At 65.0% G+C, this 16,915-nt stretch carries 15 protein-coding genes; 6 read left to right on the top strand and 9 right to left on the bottom strand.

Features of this window, described 5'->3' with window-relative positions; translation table 11 throughout:
* Nucleotides 1-11: 11 nt before the first annotated feature.
* The 7 genes from hpf to kdsD all read right to left on the bottom strand — a co-directional run bounded on the left by hpf (nt 12) and on the right by kdsD (nt 5,958).
* On the bottom strand, nt 12-371 hold the full coding sequence (gene hpf / locus PKKP23_RS16255; RefSeq protein WP_017772652.1) for a ribosome hibernation-promoting factor, HPF/YfiA family: 360 nt from the start codon (nt 369-371) through the stop codon (nt 12-14).
* 171 nt (nt 372-542) lie between these two features.
* The gene (locus tag PKKP23_RS16250) at nt 543-2,051 is read right to left on the bottom strand and encodes an RNA polymerase factor sigma-54 (protein WP_126877715.1); all 1,509 of its coding nucleotides are present in this window, start codon (nt 2,049-2,051) and stop codon (nt 543-545) included.
* 290 nt (nt 2,052-2,341) lie between these two features.
* Nucleotides 2,342-3,124, bottom strand: a complete 783-nt coding sequence (gene lptB, locus PKKP23_RS16245; RefSeq protein ID WP_017772654.1) for an LPS export ABC transporter ATP-binding protein — start codon at nt 3,122-3,124, stop codon at nt 2,342-2,344.
* A complete protein-coding gene (gene lptA, locus PKKP23_RS16240; RefSeq protein ID WP_126877663.1) occupies nt 3,121-3,798 on the bottom strand; it encodes a lipopolysaccharide transport periplasmic protein LptA in 678 nt (225 codons plus the stop codon). The genes lptB and lptA overlap by 4 nt, the downstream gene beginning before the upstream one ends.
* A 32-nt stretch (nt 3,799-3,830) precedes the next feature.
* Entirely contained in the window at nt 3,831-4,430 is a 600-nt protein-coding gene (gene lptC, locus PKKP23_RS16235) for an LPS export ABC transporter periplasmic protein LptC (protein ID WP_126877662.1), read from the bottom strand.
* A complete protein-coding gene (locus PKKP23_RS16230) occupies nt 4,427-4,975 on the bottom strand; it encodes a KdsC family phosphatase (RefSeq protein WP_126877661.1) in 549 nt (182 codons plus the stop codon). The genes lptC and PKKP23_RS16230 overlap by 4 nt, the downstream gene beginning before the upstream one ends.
* Complete coding sequence (gene kdsD, locus PKKP23_RS16225) at nt 4,975-5,958, bottom strand: arabinose 5-phosphate isomerase KdsD (RefSeq protein WP_017772658.1); 984 nt, start codon at nt 5,956-5,958, stop codon at nt 4,975-4,977. Before kdsD ends, PKKP23_RS16230 begins: the two co-directional genes overlap by 1 nt.
* Nucleotides 5,959-6,116: 158 nt before the next feature.
* Between kdsD and PKKP23_RS16220 the strand changes: the two genes are divergently transcribed.
* From PKKP23_RS16220 to purU, 5 genes are all read left to right on the top strand, one after another.
* Entirely contained in the window at nt 6,117-8,114 is a 1,998-nt protein-coding gene (locus PKKP23_RS16220) for a monovalent cation:proton antiporter family protein (RefSeq protein ID WP_026121015.1), read from the top strand.
* A 119-nt stretch (nt 8,115-8,233) separates the two neighbouring features.
* Nucleotides 8,234-8,800 carry an adenine phosphoribosyltransferase gene (locus tag PKKP23_RS16215; protein ID WP_042299439.1) on the top strand — a complete coding sequence of 189 codons (567 nt, stop codon included), beginning with the start codon at nt 8,234-8,236 and terminating at the stop codon, nt 8,798-8,800.
* A gap of 125 nt (nt 8,801-8,925) precedes the next feature.
* The gene (locus PKKP23_RS16210; RefSeq protein WP_126877660.1) at nt 8,926-9,540 is read left to right on the top strand and encodes a LysE family translocator; all 615 of its coding nucleotides are present in this window, start codon (nt 8,926-8,928) and stop codon (nt 9,538-9,540) included.
* 14 nt (nt 9,541-9,554) lie between these two features.
* Nucleotides 9,555-10,400 carry an NUDIX hydrolase gene (locus PKKP23_RS16205; protein WP_126877659.1) on the top strand — a complete coding sequence of 282 codons (846 nt, stop codon included), beginning with the start codon at nt 9,555-9,557 and terminating at the stop codon, nt 10,398-10,400.
* A 103-nt stretch (nt 10,401-10,503) separates the two neighbouring features.
* Nucleotides 10,504-11,373 carry a formyltetrahydrofolate deformylase gene (gene purU / locus PKKP23_RS16200; protein WP_126877658.1) on the top strand — a complete coding sequence of 290 codons (870 nt, stop codon included), beginning with the start codon at nt 10,504-10,506 and terminating at the stop codon, nt 11,371-11,373.
* Nucleotides 11,374-11,454: 81 nt separating this feature from the next.
* Here the strand turns inward: purU and PKKP23_RS16195 are convergent, their stop codons facing one another.
* Together PKKP23_RS16195 and uvrA are read right to left on the bottom strand one after the other, a co-directional pair.
* Nucleotides 11,455-12,540, bottom strand: coding sequence for an AI-2E family transporter (locus PKKP23_RS16195; protein WP_126877657.1), 1,086 nt, complete (start codon nt 12,538-12,540; stop codon nt 11,455-11,457).
* A gap of 49 nt (nt 12,541-12,589) precedes the next feature.
* Entirely contained in the window at nt 12,590-15,472 is a 2,883-nt protein-coding gene (gene uvrA / locus PKKP23_RS16190) for an excinuclease ABC subunit UvrA (protein ID WP_017772665.1), read from the bottom strand.
* Nucleotides 15,473-15,606: 134 nt separating this feature from the next.
* Here uvrA and PKKP23_RS16185 point away from each other — a divergent pair, with 134 nt between their 5' ends.
* Nucleotides 15,607-16,764 carry an MFS transporter gene (locus tag PKKP23_RS16185; RefSeq protein ID WP_126877714.1) on the top strand — a complete coding sequence of 386 codons (1,158 nt, stop codon included), beginning with the start codon at nt 15,607-15,609 and terminating at the stop codon, nt 16,762-16,764.
* Nucleotides 16,765-16,915: the final 151 nt, after the last annotated feature.

Here is a 16,915-nt window from a genome sequence, read left to right as displayed (position 1 = left end):
CCACCTTCGTCTTATTGCGGTGGGACTTCGACGGGCGGCGTGGTGGCTTGATGCTTGATGGCCTCGTGCTGATGCCCCTGTACGCGATCTTTGTGGCGCACAACCTGCCGGTCCAACTTGTCGACCATCACGTCGATGGCAGCATACAGATCGCCGTTCGCGCTTTCGATGAAGATGTCTTTGCCCTTCAGATGAAGACTGATTTCAACCTTCTGTCTCTTGTCCTTTTCCCTGTGATTGTCGACCGAGAGGACCACATTGCCATCGATTACCTGATCGAAATGTCTTAGCACCCTATCCAGTTTGGTGATCACGTATTCTCGCAACGCTGGCGTTACTTCGAGATGGTGTCCACTGATCTTCAGATTCATCGTGCTTCTCCAGGCTGATGGCCGCCGTGCGCGTTCGAATGCGGCGATACCGGTCGACTGCTGTCCGATTTATGCCGTCTCCCCGAGACTGACTACGGACGGGCCGCATCGGCCGGCCATCCCCGCCAACAGCGACGCGGCCGGAAAACGCCCGTCGCGATAAGCAACGGGCTAAAGAGACTTGCGCAGGTTGACCGCTGGAATCTTGAGCGCCTCGCGATACTTCGCCACCGTGCGGCGCGCCACCACGAAGCCCTGTTCCGCCAGCAGTTCGGCTATGCGGCTGTCTGAAAGAGGGGATTTCGGGTTCTCTGCTCCTATCAGTTGCTTGATGAGCGCGCGTATGGCCGTGGATGAGGCCGCGCCTCCCGTATCCGTCGAAACATGCGATCCGAAGAAGTACTTAAATTCAAGCGTCCCAAACGGGGTGAGCATGTACTTGCCGGTTGTCACACGCGAGACAGTTGACTCGTGTAAGCCCAGCGTATCAGCTATTTCCCGCAAAACCAAGGGGCGCATCGCAATTTCGCCGTGCACAAAAAAGTTCTTCTGACGCTCCACAATGGCCTGCGCAACACGCAGGATTGTTTCGAAGCGCTGCTGAATATTTTTGATTAACCAGCGGGCTTCCTGCAGTTGCTGACGCAACGAGCCGCTGCCTGGATCGCCGCGGTTGTTGCGCAGGATGTTCGCGTACAGATGATTGATGCGCAGCTTCGGCACGACCTCGGGATTCAGTTCGGCGTGCCATCCTTGTGCGGTCTTCTTCACGATCACGTCGGGCACGACGTAGTCGGCTTCGGCCTTGCCGTAGGCCGCACCCGGGAACGGTTCGAGCGAGCGGATCAGCGCATGGGCGTCGCGCAGTTCGTCGTCGCTTGCCTTCAGATGTTTGCGCAGACGAGTGAAGTCTCGTGCGGCAAGCAACTCCAGATGGTGCGCGACGATTTCGAGCGCGAGTGTGCGAGTAGGCGACGGGTCGAGCCGAAGCAACTGCAGCTTCAGGCATTCCGATGCCGAACGCGCGCCGACGCCAGGCGGGTCGAAGCTTTGCAGCAATGCGAGTGCTGCGTTCAACTCGTCGGCGTCCACCTCGAGCTCGACTGGCAAGTCGGCCAGTATTTCTTCACACGTTGCCGTGAGGTAGCCTTCGTCGTCGAGCGATTCGATGAGGAACGTGATGAGCGCGCGGTCACGCGGGCTTGCCTGCGTGACGCGCAACTGTGCCGTCAGGTAGTCGCGCAGCGACGTGGTGGATTCGTGGATCTGCAGCGGCGGAAGGTCGTCGTCGTCGGACGCGTTGCCGGAGCGGCCATAGTCGTCGAGGTTCCACTGCGACGCATCGCCGTTGGCATCGGAGCCGAGGCCGTTGTATTCGTCGACGCTGGCGGGCTCGCCGCTTTCCGAACTCTCTGTTGAGGAAGACGACGAGGGTGCGGCGGACATCGGCTCGGGCGCCGAAGGCGTGGGCGTTTGCGCGATGACGGAACCGTCTGCCGCCACCCGCAACGGGCTGGCGATCCAGTCGTCTTCGTTTTCGAGCAGGGGGTTCTGCGCGATCGCCGTCGCGACTTCCTGTTGCAATTCGAGCGTAGACAGCTGCAGCAGCCGGATGGACTGTTGCAGTTGGGGGGTCAGCGCAAGATGCTGCGACAGGCGAAGTTGGAGGCTGGCTTTCATGGCAATTTGAGATTCATTGTAAAGAGTTTGCCACGACCGCGATACCCGGCGACATACGCGAAAACGCGTGCCCAGATCTGGTGCGGCTGCGAGCACGGCGCGAGGCCGGCGAGCGTAGGAATTGCTGCGCGATGGGGCGCGGCTCATTAAACGCTGAAGGAGCGGGCCGGGTGGCGGCCCCGCGCAGAGGACGCCGGCAGATGGCGTGTGACCATGCGCCGGGTGCGTCTTGATGAAGCAGGCAGCGGAGCGAGCGCAGCGTAAGCGCTTGCTCTGCCACTCTCCTGTGTCTACATGCGGAAGTGTTCGCCCAGATAGACGCGGCGCACGCTTTCGTTCTCGATGATGTCGCCCGGTGCGCCTGCCGCCAGCACGCTTCCGTCGCTGATGATGTACGCGTGATCGCAGATACCTAGCGTTTCGCGAACGTTATGGTCGGTGATCAGCACACCGATGTTGCGCTGCTTCAGGAACTTCACGATCTTCTGAATTTCGAGAACGGCGATCGGGTCCACGCCCGCGAACGGTTCGTCGAGCAGAATGAAAGCCGGGTCCGTGGCGAGTGCGCGCGCAATTTCCACGCGTCGCCGTTCGCCGCCCGAGAGCGACAGCGCCGGGTTCTCACGCAGATGCGCGATCTGCAACTCGTCGAGCAGCGCTTCCGTGCGCTCCGTGATCGCTTCCTTCGAGAGCCGCTTGCCGGCGCCGTCATGCTGAAGTTCGAGCACCGCGCGAATGTTCTGCTCGACGGTGAGCTTGCGGAATACCGAGGCTTCCTGCGGAAGATACGACAGCCCGAGCGATGCGCGCTTGTGGATGGGCAACAGGCTGATGGACTGGCCGTTCAGGTCGATCTCGCCGGCATCGAGCGGCACGAGTCCCACGATCATGTAGAACGACGTGGTCTTGCCCGCGCCGTTCGGCCCGAGCAGCCCGACCACTTCGCCGCTCTTCACGTCGAGCGACACGTCTTTCACGACCGTGCGCGAGCCGTAGCGCTTCTTGAGGTTGCGTACGACGAGGGAACTGCTGGTGCCGGCCGGCTGGCGGTTATGAAGGGGGCTCGCGTTCACTGCGGTGTTCCCTTCAATTGCGTGGACGGCACAAGCGTGGCTGAGGCACCGGTGAGCGGCGCGGCGCCGCCGTTGCGCGGCGACAGCATGGCGCGCACGCGCCCTGTCGGGTTGCCGGGGCCGGCTACGTCCTTGCCGGACTTCGCGGTATAGAAATCGTTCTGGCCGTCGTAGGTGATCACGCTGCCGTGCACCTGATCCATCACCGTGGAAAGCCCTTGCAGGCGACGCACGGTTGCGCGCGTGGTGAGCGTGGTGAGGTCCTGCTTGCCGTCGTAGTCGATGCGCTCGGCGTCGCCGTCGATGTATTCGTCCACGCCGTCGCGCTTCTGGCGGAAGTAGGCGAGATTGTTGCCCGTCGACGTACCCGTGGCGTACTGGTAGCCCTGCGGATCCTGGTGCACCTCCACACGGTCGGCCTTGATCACGATCGTGCCTTTCGTGGCAACCACATGCCCCGTGAAGATGGTGACCTGCTTGAGGTCGTCGTACGTCATGTTGTCCGATTCGATGTTGAGCGGCTTGTCCTTGTCGGCGCGCTCGGCGTGCGCCGCGGGCGCTACGCCGGCGAGTGCGAGCACGAACGTCAATGCCGCCAGAGCGGCAAAGCTGGTGCGGCGGACGCCGCCGGCCGCGCGCGGGCCGGCTTCGAAACAGGGGAACGAGTGGTTCATGCAGTCGTGCCTGGAATGGATGACCCGGGCTGTCAGGAGGAGCCGCCGGAGTCGGCCGGAGCGATCGAGCCGCGGACATTGCCGAACAGCTGGATCACCCGGGTGACATTGTTGTAGTTCATGCCGTTGGTGGCCGTCATGACCGACTGGCCGCGCTGAAGTTTAACCGGCTTTTCAGTCAGGATCACATCGTCGTTGACCAGCACGCGGAAATGCTCGGAATCGGCCTGCATCGGCGGGTCGCCGGCGCCCGGCGCGCGTACGATGCGCGCGTGGTCGTACATGTCGACCACCGACGCGTCGCTGTTCACCGTGCCGCGCTCCGCCGTGGCCGTGACGATCGGCTTACCCGGCTGGAACGCGCGCACCGCCGGACTCGTGAGGTCGCTGTTCTCGTCGTCCTCGTAGTGGAGAAGATGCGTGGCCGTGAGCCGGTACTGCGTAGCGCCGGACTGATCGAGTTCGGACACCGAGAAGTTGTCGGCGAAGTAATCCGGCGTGTGCGTCTTCGGGCGTTGTACGCTTTCGTTCGGACGAGGCAGCGTCGCCTGGAGCAGCCACCATGTGATGCCGGCGAGCGCGGCCATGGCGACAACCGGAATCAGCGAGGTCCAGCGAAACGGCGCGTTCATTCGTGTGCCGCTCCGCAGGCGGCGGCGAGCATCGCTTCATAGCGATGTTGGGCGCGCAGCAGCGCGTCGCACACCTCGCGCACGGCGCCGTGGCCACCGCGCGCTTCGCTCACCCAATGCGCGCGTGCGATCACTTCGGGGTGCGCGTTCGCGGGCGCCGCGACGAAACCGCAGCGGAGCATCACCGCGAGGTCGGGCCAGTCGTCGCCCATGTAGCCGCAGTCTTCGGGCGGGATGCCCGTTTCCTCGCGCAGCTTCACGAACGCGGCGAGCTTGTCTTCGACGCCTTGATGCACGTGCGTGATCTTGAGTTCCTCGGCGCGGGCCGCCACGATGCCCGAGCGCCGCCCCGTGATGATGGCCGTTTCGACGCCGGCCCGCTGCAGCAGCTTGAGGCCGTGGCCGTCCATCGAGTTGAACGACTTCATGGTGTCGCCGTTCGCGGTGAACATCAGGCTGCCGTCGGTGAGCACGCCGTCCACGTCGAAGATCATCAGCCGCACACGGCTCGCGCGTTCGGTGGCGGTAAGGGCGGAGACGGCCATCAGATCACCTTCTTCGAGAACAGATCGTGCATGTTGAGTGCGCCGATGAGCTTGCCGGCGTCATCGACCACGAGCATCTGATTGATCCGGTGACGCTCCATCAGTTCCACGGCTTCCACGGCGAGGCGGTCGGCGGCGATCGTGCGCGGGTTGTGCGTCATGACCGATCCGATTGGCAGATCGCGGAAGTCGCCCACGCGTTCCAGCACGCGCCGCAGGTCGCCGTCCGTGAAAATGCCGAGCACGCGGTCGGCGTCGTCCACGATGGCCGTCATGCCCATGCGCTTGGCCGTGAGCTGGAACAGCGCGTCGCGCACAGTGGCGCTTTGCGGCACCTTCGGAATCTGGTCGCCCGTGCGCATCACGTCGCGTACGTAGGTGAGCAGCCGCCGGCCAAGCGCGCCGCCCGGATGCGAGCGGGCAAAGTCGTCGGCGCCGAAGCCGCGGGCGTCGAGCACGGCGACCGCGAGCGCGTCGCCCAGTGCAAGCGCCGCCGTGGTGCTCGCCGTGGGCGCGAGATTGAGCGGACAGGCTTCCTTCGATACCCCGGAATTCAGATGCACGTCGGCGAGCTTCGCGAGGCTCGAACCCGGGCGGCCCGTTATCGCGATGAGCTTCGCGCCCAGCCGCTTGATAAGCGGCAAGATCGCGATCAACTCTTCGGATTCTCCTGAGTTGGACATCGCAATAAAGACATCGTCGGCGGTTACCATGCCGAGGTCGCCGTGGCTGGCCTCGGCGGGATGCACGAAGAAGGCCGGCGTGCCGGTGGAGGCGAGCGTTGCCGCGAGTTTGCGGGCGATATGGCCTGACTTGCCGATTCCCGAAACGACCACGCGGCCACGGCAACTGAGGATGAAATCGACCGCACCGACGAAGCCTTCGTCGAGCTGGTCGCGAAGCGAGCGCACGGCGTCAGCTTCGATGTCGAGCACGTCGCGAGCGAGCGCGAGTGCCCGATCGCCATTGATTTTCGCTATCATTCGCGGAGTATAGCAAAGGCGTTTGTTCGCCGCGCCGCGCGCCGACCGCGCGGCCGCTGCCTTCGCCGGCCGCTCGACCTTGTTGCGCCTGGGTCCCGCCGCAAGGCGTCCATGCCGCCGCGCAACGGTTCCGCTGACGAACGAGGACGCTTTTCACGATGATCTCCCCGCTGGAAATGACGCTGTTTCTGCTGCTGGCTTCAGTGGCGGGCGTCGTTCTCTTCCGCTATCTGAACCTGCCACCCATGCTCGGCTACCTCTCGGTCGGCATCGTGGTGGGGCCGCACGCGTTCGGCATCGTTCCCGATTCGCACGGGGCGCAGAACCTCGCCGAATTCGGTGTGGTGTTCCTGATGTTTTCGATCGGGCTGGAGTTTTCGCTCGCGAAGCTGCGCTCCATGCGGCGCGCCGTGTTCGGGTTGGGCCTGCTGCAGGTGCTCGCGACTATTGCGATTGCCGTGGTGGTGGGTCTCGCGCTCGAACGCTGGGTACACATCACGTGGGAAGGGTGCGTCGCGCTGGGCGGCGCCATTGCGATGTCGTCCACGGCGATCGTGAGCAAGATGCTTGCGGAGCGGCTGGAACTCGAGTCCGCGCACGGCCGCAACATCATGGGCGTGCTGCTGTTCCAGGACCTCGCCGTGGTGCCGCTTCTCATCGTCATCGCGGCGTTCGGCGGCGGTTCGGCTTCGCTGATGGAGTCGCTCGGGCTCGCCGCGGTGAAGATCGTGGTGGCGCTCGCGCTGCTCCTGATCGTGGGGCAGCGCTTCATGACGCGCTGGTTCAACGTGGTCGCGCGGCGGCGCTCGCAGGAGTTGTTCGTGCTGAACCTGCTGCTCGTCACGCTTGGCGCCGCGTTCATCACCGACAAGTTTGGCCTCTCGCTCGCGCTCGGCGCCTTCATTGCCGGCATGCTGATTTCCGAGACGCCGTACCGGCATCAGGTGGAAGAAGACATCAAGCCGTTTCGCGACGTGCTGCTCGGGCTTTTCTTCGTGACCACGGGCATGCTGCTGGACCCGCGCGTGATCTGGGAGCATCCGCTGCTGGTGTCCGGCTTCCTGATCGTGCCGATGCTGCTAAAGGCGGTCATCATCACGGGGCTCGCGCGGCTCTTCGGCGCGCTGCCCGGCGTGGCGATGCGCACGGGGCTCGGCCTCGCGCAGGCCGGCGAATTCGGCTTCGTGCTGCTCAATCTGATACTCGACAAGCATCTCGTGGATGCCACGCTGCTCCAGGCCATTCTCGCCGCAATGCTGCTGTCGATGCTCGCCGCACCGTTCGTCATCCAGAACGCCGACCGCATCGTGCTCAGGCTTTCGTCGACGGAATGGATGCAGCAGTCGTTGCAGATGACGCGCATCGCTACGCAAAGCCTCAAGCAGAGCGGGCACGTCATCATCTGCGGCTATGGGCGTTCCGGGCAGAACCTTGCGCGCATGCTCGAGCACGAGGGGCTGTCGTACGTTGCGCTCGACCTCGATCCTGACCGCGTCACGGCGGCTGCGGCCGCGGGCGAGTCGGTGGTGTTCGGCGACGCGGCGCGCCGCGAATCGCTGGTCGCCGCGGGCGTGCATCGCGCCGCGGCCATCGCGATCACCTATGCGAACACGCCTTCGGCGCTGCGCGTGCTGCACAACATCCACGAACTCGAACCGACGCTGCCCGTCATCGTGCGCACCGTCGACGACTCCGACCTCGAAAAGCTGCTTGCCTCGGGCGCGACCGAGGTGATTCCCGAGATCGTCGAAGGCAGCCTGATGCTCGCCTCGCACACGCTCGTGGTGATGGGCGTGCCGATGCGGCGCGTGGTGCGGCGGGTCGAGGAAATGCGCGACCAGCGCTACAGCCTGCTGCGCGGCTACTTTCACGGCGCCGACGACGCGGACGTGGACGACGGTCACGAGCAGGTGCGGCTACAATCGGTGCCGATCGACGCGAAGGCGGACGCCGTGGGCCGCACGCTCGCGGAGCTGGGCCTCGCGGACATCGGTGTCGAAGTGACGGCGATCCGCAGGCACGGCATTCGCGGCGTGGAACCCGACCCGTCGACGAAGCTGCGCGCAGGCGACATCGTCGTGCTGCGCGGCTTGCCCGAGCAGCTGGCCGAGGCGGAAGAGCGCCTTTCGCGGCGAAGCCGCGCCGCCGCCGCGTGACGGCACGCGCGCAGTGTCGGAAAGCATTGCGAGCCGCCGCTTCCAGCCGCACGACACGCCGCCAGGGCGCTTTCGGCACCCCGACCACTCACCATTGAATCGATTCACCGGGAGACATCATGTCCCACGCGCCCGCGAACGCGCCGCTCGACGCAGCCCAGTTCGTCAAAGACCAGATCCGCACAGTGCCCGACTGGCCCCAGCCCGGCGTGCAGTTTCGCGACATTACGCCGCTCCTGCAGAGCGCGAAGGCGCTGCGCGTGCTGATCGACCTGTTCGTACAGCGCTATATCGACGCGCGGCTCGACTACGTTGCCGGGCTGGACGCGCGCGGCTTCATCATCGGGCCGATTCTCGCGTACGAACTGAACCTGGGCTTCATCCCCATCCGCAAGGTGGGCAAGCTGCCGTACCGTACGGTGTCGGAGTCGTATCAGCTCGAATACGGCGCGGCGACCGTGGAGATTCACGAGGACGCGTGCAGCGCCGGCGACCGCATCGTGATCGTCGACGACCTGATTGCGACCGGCGGCACGATGATGGCCGGCAAGAAGCTGCTGGAGCGGCTGGGCGCCGTGGTGGTGGAGGGCGCGGCGATCATCGATCTGCCCGATCTGGGCGGCTCGCAGCTGTTGCGCGCAGCCGGCCTGCCGCTCTACACCGTGACCGAATTCGGCGGCCACTGAGTTACCAGCCGGGGCTCAATCGGTAACCCGATTGAGCCCCGGCTGGTTCGCTGACGCGGGCGGTTCTGTTGCCCGCAGCTCATCGCCACCGCAATCGCTGCCGCCATCCACCCGACGCTACGATCATGCCCAACTTCCTGCTCTTTCTCGCCACCTCGATCGCCATCACGCTGGCGCCCGGCCCCGACAACCTCCAGGTGCTGGCGCGCGGCATCTCGCAGGGCCGTGCGGCCGGGCTCGTCGCCGCGCTGGGTTTTGCGGCGGGCGTGACGTTCCACACCACGCTTGCGGCGCTGGGCGTTGCGGCGGTGCTGCGCTCGTCGCCGGTGGCGTTTCAGGTCATCAAGCTCGCGGGCGCCGCGTATCTGGTCTGGATCGGCATCAAGGCGCTGCGCAGCCAGGGGCTCGCCACTGCGCACGAAAGGCCGCGCCAGCCGCTTGCCACGATCTTCCGGCAGAGCGTGCTCGGCAACATGCTGAATCCGAAAGTGACGCTCTTCTTCGTGGTGTTCCTGCCGCAGTTCGTCGACCCGCATGGGGCGCAAGGCGTGACGCTGCAGATGCTCGAACTGGGCGCGCTGTTCATGTTGCAGACCGTCGTCGTGTTCTCGGTGTTCGGCGTCTGCGCGGGCCTGATCGGCACGTGGCTCAAACGCCGGCCGCGCGTGGGCGTGTGGCTCGACCGCATCGCGGGCGCCACGTTCATTGCGATCGGCATTCGTGTCGCGCTGCGCGACTGAGCCGGAGTCTGCCCATGAGCTTGCCGTGCATCGTCGCTGCGCGTCGTTTCGATCCCGCCGCGCATCTGCCTTTCCATATCGGCGTGGAACGCGTGGGCTGGGTGCGTCGCACCGATGCGCCGCTGCTCGCGCGCTGGCCCGACGTGTTCGACATCGACGCCGCGCGCATCGCCTTGTCGGCGGCGTTTTCCACGGTTGATCTACGCAGCGCGGCGCTGGGCGCCGTTATCGGCGCACTCGCGGCGGAGGGGCGTATTCCGGGCTGGCGCGACGAAACCTACGCGATCCGCAATGCCTTCGATGCCGCGCCGCTCGCCTATATCGAGCGCGCCGCCTCGCGCTTCTTCGGCACGATGACTTACGCGGTGCACCTGAACGGCGTCGTAGAATACGCGGCCAGCGCGCCGCAGCTCTGGATCGCCCGGCGCAGCGAAACCAAGGCGACCGATCCGGGCATGCTCGACAACGTCGTGGCAGGCGGCATCGGCTGGGGCTTCGGCATCGAGGCCACCATCGTGAAGGAGTGCTGGGAAGAGGCGGGCATTGGCGAGGACATCGCCGCGCAAGCCGCGCCGGGGCGCACGGTGCACGTGCTGCAGTCGCTGCCGGAGGGCACGCAGGCCGAGCAGATTTTCGTCTACGACCTCGCGCTGCCCGCGGATTTCGCGCCGCTCAATCAGGATGGCGAAGTGGGCGAGCATCGGCTCGCGCGCATCGACGAAGTGGCCCGCTGGATCGAAGAAGGCGCCATGACGGTGGACGCCAGTCTCGCGACGCTCGATTGCCTCTTGCGCCGCCGCTGGATCGATGGCGAGGCGTGCGAGGGCATCGAAGGACTCTTCGCGCCGCCGGCGCTCTGAGCGTTCGCGTCGCCCGCTGCGGCGCATGTGCGGCACATGCGCCGCACAATCAGTCAGTTCAAAGAGTCAGTTCAAAGCAACAGGAAAGGGAGTCACCGCGGTTATGTCGACCGAACACAGCTTCATTCTCAAATTGTCGTGCGCCGACAGGCCCGGCATCGTTCACGCGGTGTCCGGCTTCCTGTTCGAGCGCGGCGCCAACATTCTCGACTCCGCGCAATTCGGCGACAGCCGCACCGGCGATTTCTTCATGCGCGTGCACTTCCAGCAGGTGGGCGGCGACCCCGGCGTCGAAGCGCTGCGCGCCGCGTTCGATACGCTCGCCGCGCAGTTCGGCATGCGCTGGGAGGTGCACGACGCCTCCGTGAAGCCGCGCGTGATCATCATGGTGTCGAAGATCGGCCACTGCCTGAACGACCTGCTGTTCCGCTACCGCACGGGGCAACTGCCCATCGAGATTCCCGCCATCATCTCGAACCACAAGGACTTCTATCAGCTCGCCGCGAGCTACAACATTCCGTTCCATCACTTCCCGCTGACGTCGTCCGCGGACGAGGCGAAGTCCGCGCAGGAAGCGCGCGTGCTGGAAGTGATCGACGAGCATCAGGCCGATCTCATCGTGCTCGCGCGCTACATGCAGATCTTGTCGCCGCAACTGTGCGGGCGCCTCGCGGGTCGCGCGATCAATATCCATCACTCGTTCCTGCCGAGCTTCAAGGGCGCGAAGCCCTACTACCAGGCGTTCGACCGCGGCGTGAAGCTGATCGGCGCCACGGCGCACTACGTGACGACGGACCTCGACGAAGGCCCGATCATCGAGCAGGAAGTGGAGCGCGTGGACCACAGCATGACGCCGGAACAGCTCACGGCGATTGGCCGCGACGTGGAGTGCGTGACGCTCGCGCGCGCGGTGAAGTGGCACATCGAGCATCGTATTCTGCTGAACGGCAGCAGGACCGTGGTGTTTCGCTGATTTGACTGGACGGGGAGGCTGGACGGAGAAGCGGCGGCGGGGTGCGGGCTATCTAGCCGCCCCGCCGTTCCCCGATGCGGCCTAGACGAGCCGCAGATAGATGAGTTCGCGCTTGATATACGCGTAGAACACGGGCGCCGCAATGACGCCCGGAATGCCGAACGCGGCTTCCATCACCAGCATCGCGACCAGCAGCTCCCACGCGCGCGCCTCGATCTGGCCGCCCACGATGCGGGCGTTCAGGAAGTACTCGAGCTTGTGAATCAGGATCAGGAACGCCAGCGACATGACAGCCGCCGGCAGGCTCACCGTGAGCGCGATGGCCACGATCACCGTGTTCGAGATCAGATTGCCGATCACCGGCAGCAGGCCCACCACGAACGTGAAGACGACCAGCGTTTTCGAAAGCGGCAGCGGCGCGTGGACGACCGGCAGGATCAGCAACAGATAGATGCCGGTGAACGTTGCGTTGATGGCCGAAATCTTCACCTGCGCGAACACGATGCGGCGGAATGCGTCGGCAAAGCGCGCCACGCGTGTGACGAAGGCCTTCGAGAGCGGCAGCCGCTGCGTATGCCGCTGTGCGCCCACCGCGATGATCGCGCCGATGATCATGCCGATCACCACGTGCCCGAAAATGCGCGCCGCGCTCTTGCCGCCCTGCTGCAGCGTGCTGGCGTGGGCCTGCATGAGCGCCGCGGCCTTCGCTTTCATCTGGTCGGTATCGACGGGCAGGTAGGCCGCAATGGCTTCCGGTATCCGGCCGCGCGCCTGATCGATGAATTGCATCATCTGGTCGAGCACTTTCTGCACGCTCGGCACGTCGCTTTCGAAGTGTTCGATGATGCCGATCGTGATGCCCGTGAGCGCGCCCACGATCACCGTGGCAACCAGCACCACCGAGGCCCAGCGCGCCCGCTGGCTCGACATCCGGCGTTCGATGAGCGGCGCTATCGTATGCACGAGTTGATAGACGAGCATGCCGGCGAGCAGGGCGCCTAGCAGCTTCAGGTGAAGCACCGCCCACATCGCGAACAGCGCGACGATGTAGCTGCCGATTTCCACGGCCGACAGCTTCGGCAGGCTCATGTCGCTCGTCAGTCTGACCGGGCGCGGGCGCAGGTCCTGCACTTGTCCTTCTTCGGACACCTCGTTGCGCTTGGCCATCGTTCCTTCAATCTCCAACCTCGGGTTTTCCCGCTGGGGGATTTCCCATTCATTTCGCGGCTGCAACCGCGGCCGGGCGCTTGAGCAGCGGCGCCAGATACCTGCCCGTGAAGCTTGCCTTCGACTTCGCTACCTGCTCCGGTGTGCCCTGAGCAATGATCTGGCCGCCGCCGGCACCGCCTTCCGGACCCAGATCGATGACCCAGTCGGCGGTTTTGATGACATCGAGATTATGCTCGATGATAACGACCGTATTGCCCTGGTCGCGTAGTCGGTGAATCACCTGGAGCAGCAGGGCGATGTCGTGGAAGTGCAGGCCCGTGGTCGGTTCGTCGAGGATATAGAGGGTGCGACCGGTGTCGCGCTTGCTCAGTTCCAGCGAGAGCTTGACGCGCTGGGCCTCGCCGCCGGAAAGCGTGGTGGCCGACTGGCCCAGCCGGATGTAGCCGAGACCCACGTCGAGCAGCGTTTTCAGCTTGCGCGCCACCACGGGCACGGCCTTGAAGAACTCGTGCGCTTGCTCCACGGTCATGTCCAGCACTTCGCTGATGTTCTTGCCCTTATAGAGCACCTCGAGCGTTTCGCGGTTGTAGCGCTTGCCGTGGCAGACGTCGCAGGGCACGTAGACGTCGGGCAGGAAGTGCATTTCCACCTTCAGCACGCCGTCGCCCTGGCACGCCTCGCAGCGGCCGCCCTTCACGTTGAACGAGAAGCGGCCGGGGTCGTAGCCGCGCTCCTTGGCGGCGGGCACGCCCGCGAACAGCTCGCGGATCGGCGTGAAGAGGCCGGTGTACGTGGCCGGATTCGAGCGCGGGGTGCGGCCGATCGGCGACTGGTCGACATTGATGACCTTGTCGAAGTGCTCGAGGCCCTCGATCGCCTCGTAGGGCGCCGGTTCCGTCGACGAGCCGTACAGGTGCTGCGCCACGGCCTGATACAGCGTGTCGTTGATGAGCGTGGACTTGCCCGAGCCGGACACGCCCGTCACGCAGGTGAGCAGGCCCACCGGCAGATCGAGCGTGACGTGCTTCAGATTGTTGCCGTAAGCCTCGATGATGCGCAGGTGACGCTCGTCCGGGTCGCGCCGTTCGTCGGGGTACTCGATTCGGCGCGTGCCGGCCAGGTACTGGCCCGTGAGCGAGGCCGCGTCCGCCTCGACCTGCTGCGGCGTGCCCTGCGTGATGATCATGCCGCCGTGCTCGCCCGCGCCCGGGCCCATGTCCACGACGTAATCCGCCATGCGGATCATGTCTTCGTCGTGCTCCACGACGATCACGGAGTTGCCGAGGTCGCGCAGGTGTTTGAGCGTGGAGATGAGCCGGTCGTTGTCGCGCTGGTGCAGGCCGATGGAGGGCTCGTCGAGCACGTACATCACGCCCGTGAGGCCCGAGCCGATCTGCGAGGCGAGCCGGATACGCTGCGCCTCGCCGCCCGAGAGCGTTTCCGCGCTGCGTTCGAGCGAGAGGTAGTCGAGCCCGACGTTGTTGAGGAACATGAGCCGCGCGACGATTTCCTTGATGACCTTGTCGGCAATCTCGCGCTTCGCGCCTTCGAGGCGCAGCGTCTGGAAGTAGCCGAGCGAGTCGCGCAGCGGCCAGCCGCTCACTTCATAGATGGCGCGGGCGTCTTCGCCGGCGCCGATGCGCACGAAGCGCGCTTCGCGGCGCAGCCGCGTGCCTTCGCAGGCGGGGCACGCCTGGTTGTTCTGATACTTCGCCAGTTCCTCGCGCACGGCGACCGAATCCGTCTCGCGGTAGCGCCGCTCCAGGTTCGGAATGATCCCTTCGAACACGTGCTCGCGCACCGACGTGCGGCCGCGCTCGTTGATGTACGAGAACGGAATGGCCTGCTTGCCCGAGCCGTACAGCAGGATCTTGCGGATCTTTTCAGGCAGGTCTTCGAACGGCGTGTCGATTTCGAACTCGTAGAACGCCGCAAGGCTCTGCAGCATCTGGAAGTAGAACTGGTTGCGCCGGTCCCAACCCTTCACGGCACCCGCGGCGAGCGAGAGCGACGGATGCGCCACCACGCGCTTCGGGTCGAAGAACGTGATCTGGCCCAGGCCGTCGCATTCCGGGCAGGCGCCCATGGGGTTGTTGAACGAGAAAAGGCGCGGCTCCAGTTCCTGGAGCGAGTACGAGCAGATCGGGCAGGCGAACTTCGAGCTGAACAGGTGCTCGCGATCCGTATCCATTTCCAGCGCGATGGCGCGGCCGTCCGCGAGGCGCAGGGCCGTTTCGAACGATTCGGCGAGGCGCTGCTTCATGTCGGGACGCACCTTCAGGCGGTCCACCACCACGTCGATGCTGTGCCGGTCGTTCTTTTTGAGCTTGGGCAGCGAATCGACGTCGTAGATTTTCGCTTCGCCCTCGTTGGCGGTGCCGCCGCCCGAGCGCACGCGGAACCGCACGAAGCCCTGCGCCTGCATCTCGTCGAAGAGTTCGGTGTGTTCGCCCTTGCGGTTGGCCACCACGGGCGCAAGGATCATGAGCCGGGTTTCTTCCGGCAGCGCGAGGGCGGCGTCCACCATCTGCGAGACGCTTTGCGCCTCGAGCGGAATTTCGTGGTCCGGGCAATACGGCGTGCCGACGCGCGCGTAGAGCAGCCGCAGGTAGTCGTGGATTTCGGTGACCGTGCCCACCGTGGAGCGGGGGTTGTGCGAGGTCGCCTTCTGCTCGATCGAAATGGCGGGGGAAAGCCCCTCGATCAGATCGACGTCCGGCTTCTCCATCAGTTGCAGGAACTGGCGCGCGTAGGCTGACAGACTCTCGACGTAGCGGCGCTGGCCTTCGGCGTAGAGCGTGTCGAACGCAAGCGACGACTTGCCCGAGCCCGAAAGCCCCGTGATCACGACGAGCTTGTGGCGCGGCAGATCGAGATTGACGTTTTTCAGGTTGTGGGTACGGGCCCCACGGATACGGATTTGTTCCATGAACCTGCGGGAGAAGGGAAGGCTAAACCTGCTACTATAGCGACTTTTCCAGACCGCCGTTACGGCTTGCTGACAGCCTGCAGGCGCGCCGTTGCGCTCTCCCGATGTCCAATCCGTCTGCCACTTCCTCACGCATGAGCGCGCCCGAATTGCGGGCCACCGTGTCGCTTGCAGCCATCTTCGCGCTGCGCATGCTCGGGCTTTTCATGATCATGCCGGTGTTTTCGATCTACGCGAAAACGATCCCCGGCGGCGACAACGTGCTGCTCGTCGGCATCGCGCTGGGCGCGTATGGCGCGACGCAATCCCTGCTCTATATCTTCTACGGCTGGGTCTCCGACCGCGTGGGCCGCAAGCCCGTGATCGCGACCGGCCTCGCCATCTTCGCGATAGGCAGCTTCGTGGCCGCGTTTGGACACGACATTGCGTGGGTGATCGTTGGGCGCGTGATTCAGGGAATGGGTGCCATATCGTCGGCCGTGATCGCGTTCATCGCCGACCTCACCGCCGAGGAGCACCGCACCAAGGCCATGGCGATGGTGGGCGGCAGCATCGGCGTGTCGTTCGCGGTGGCCATCGTTGGCGCGCCTATCGTGTTTCACTGGGTGGGCATGAGCGGGCTTTTCTCGCTGGTGGGCGTGTTCTCGATACTTGCCATCGGCGTGGTGCTCTGGGTCGTGCCGGATGCTCCCAAGCCCGTGCACGTGCGCGCGCCGTTCGCAGAAGTGCTGCACAACGTGGAGCTGCTGCGGCTGAACTTCGGCGTGCTGGTGCTGCACGCCACCCAGACCGCGCTCTTTCTCGTCGTGCCGCGCATCCTGGAAGCGGGCGGCCTGCCCGTGGCTTCGCACTGGAAGGTCTACTTGCCCGTGATGGGCCTCGCGTTCGTGATGATGGTGCCGGCCATTATTGCCGCCGAGAAGCGCGGGAAGATGAAGGTGGTGCTGCTTTCCGCTATCGCCCTTATCCTGATCGGACAGCTGTTACTCGGCGCTGCGCCGCATACCATTCTGGCTGTGGCCGCGATTCTGTTCGTGTACTTCCTCGGTTTCAACATTCTCGAGGCGTCGCAACCGTCGCTGGTCTCGAAACTGGCGCCCGGCAACCGCAAGGGTGCCGCGGCCGGGGTCTACAACACCACGCAGTCCATCGGCCTCGCGCTAGGCGGCATGCTGGGCGGCTGGCTGCTGAAGTCGAGCGGCCAGAACAGCGTGTTTTACGCATGTTCGGGCCTCGTATTGTGCTGGCTTATAATCGCCGCCAATATGAAGGCGCCGCCGCGCAGGGCGTGACTGGCCGGCGCCACAATCCATATTGAGCACACAGGGCGGCGATCGCGCGCAGCGCGGTGGCAGGTTCGCCTGAAGCGGGCCTGTCGCGGCGCCGCTTTGCACGGGACCGTCCGCGCGCAACACCCTCGCACAGCGCCGCCTGCAACGGAAT

It is taken from the genome of Paraburkholderia kururiensis JCM 10599 = LMG 19447 (assembly GCF_003986935.1).
GTDB classification, from domain to species: domain Bacteria; phylum Pseudomonadota; class Gammaproteobacteria; order Burkholderiales; family Burkholderiaceae; genus Paraburkholderia; species Paraburkholderia kururiensis.
Note: the sequence above shows the minus strand (reverse complement) of the source record. Positions and strands in the feature narration are given on the sequence as shown.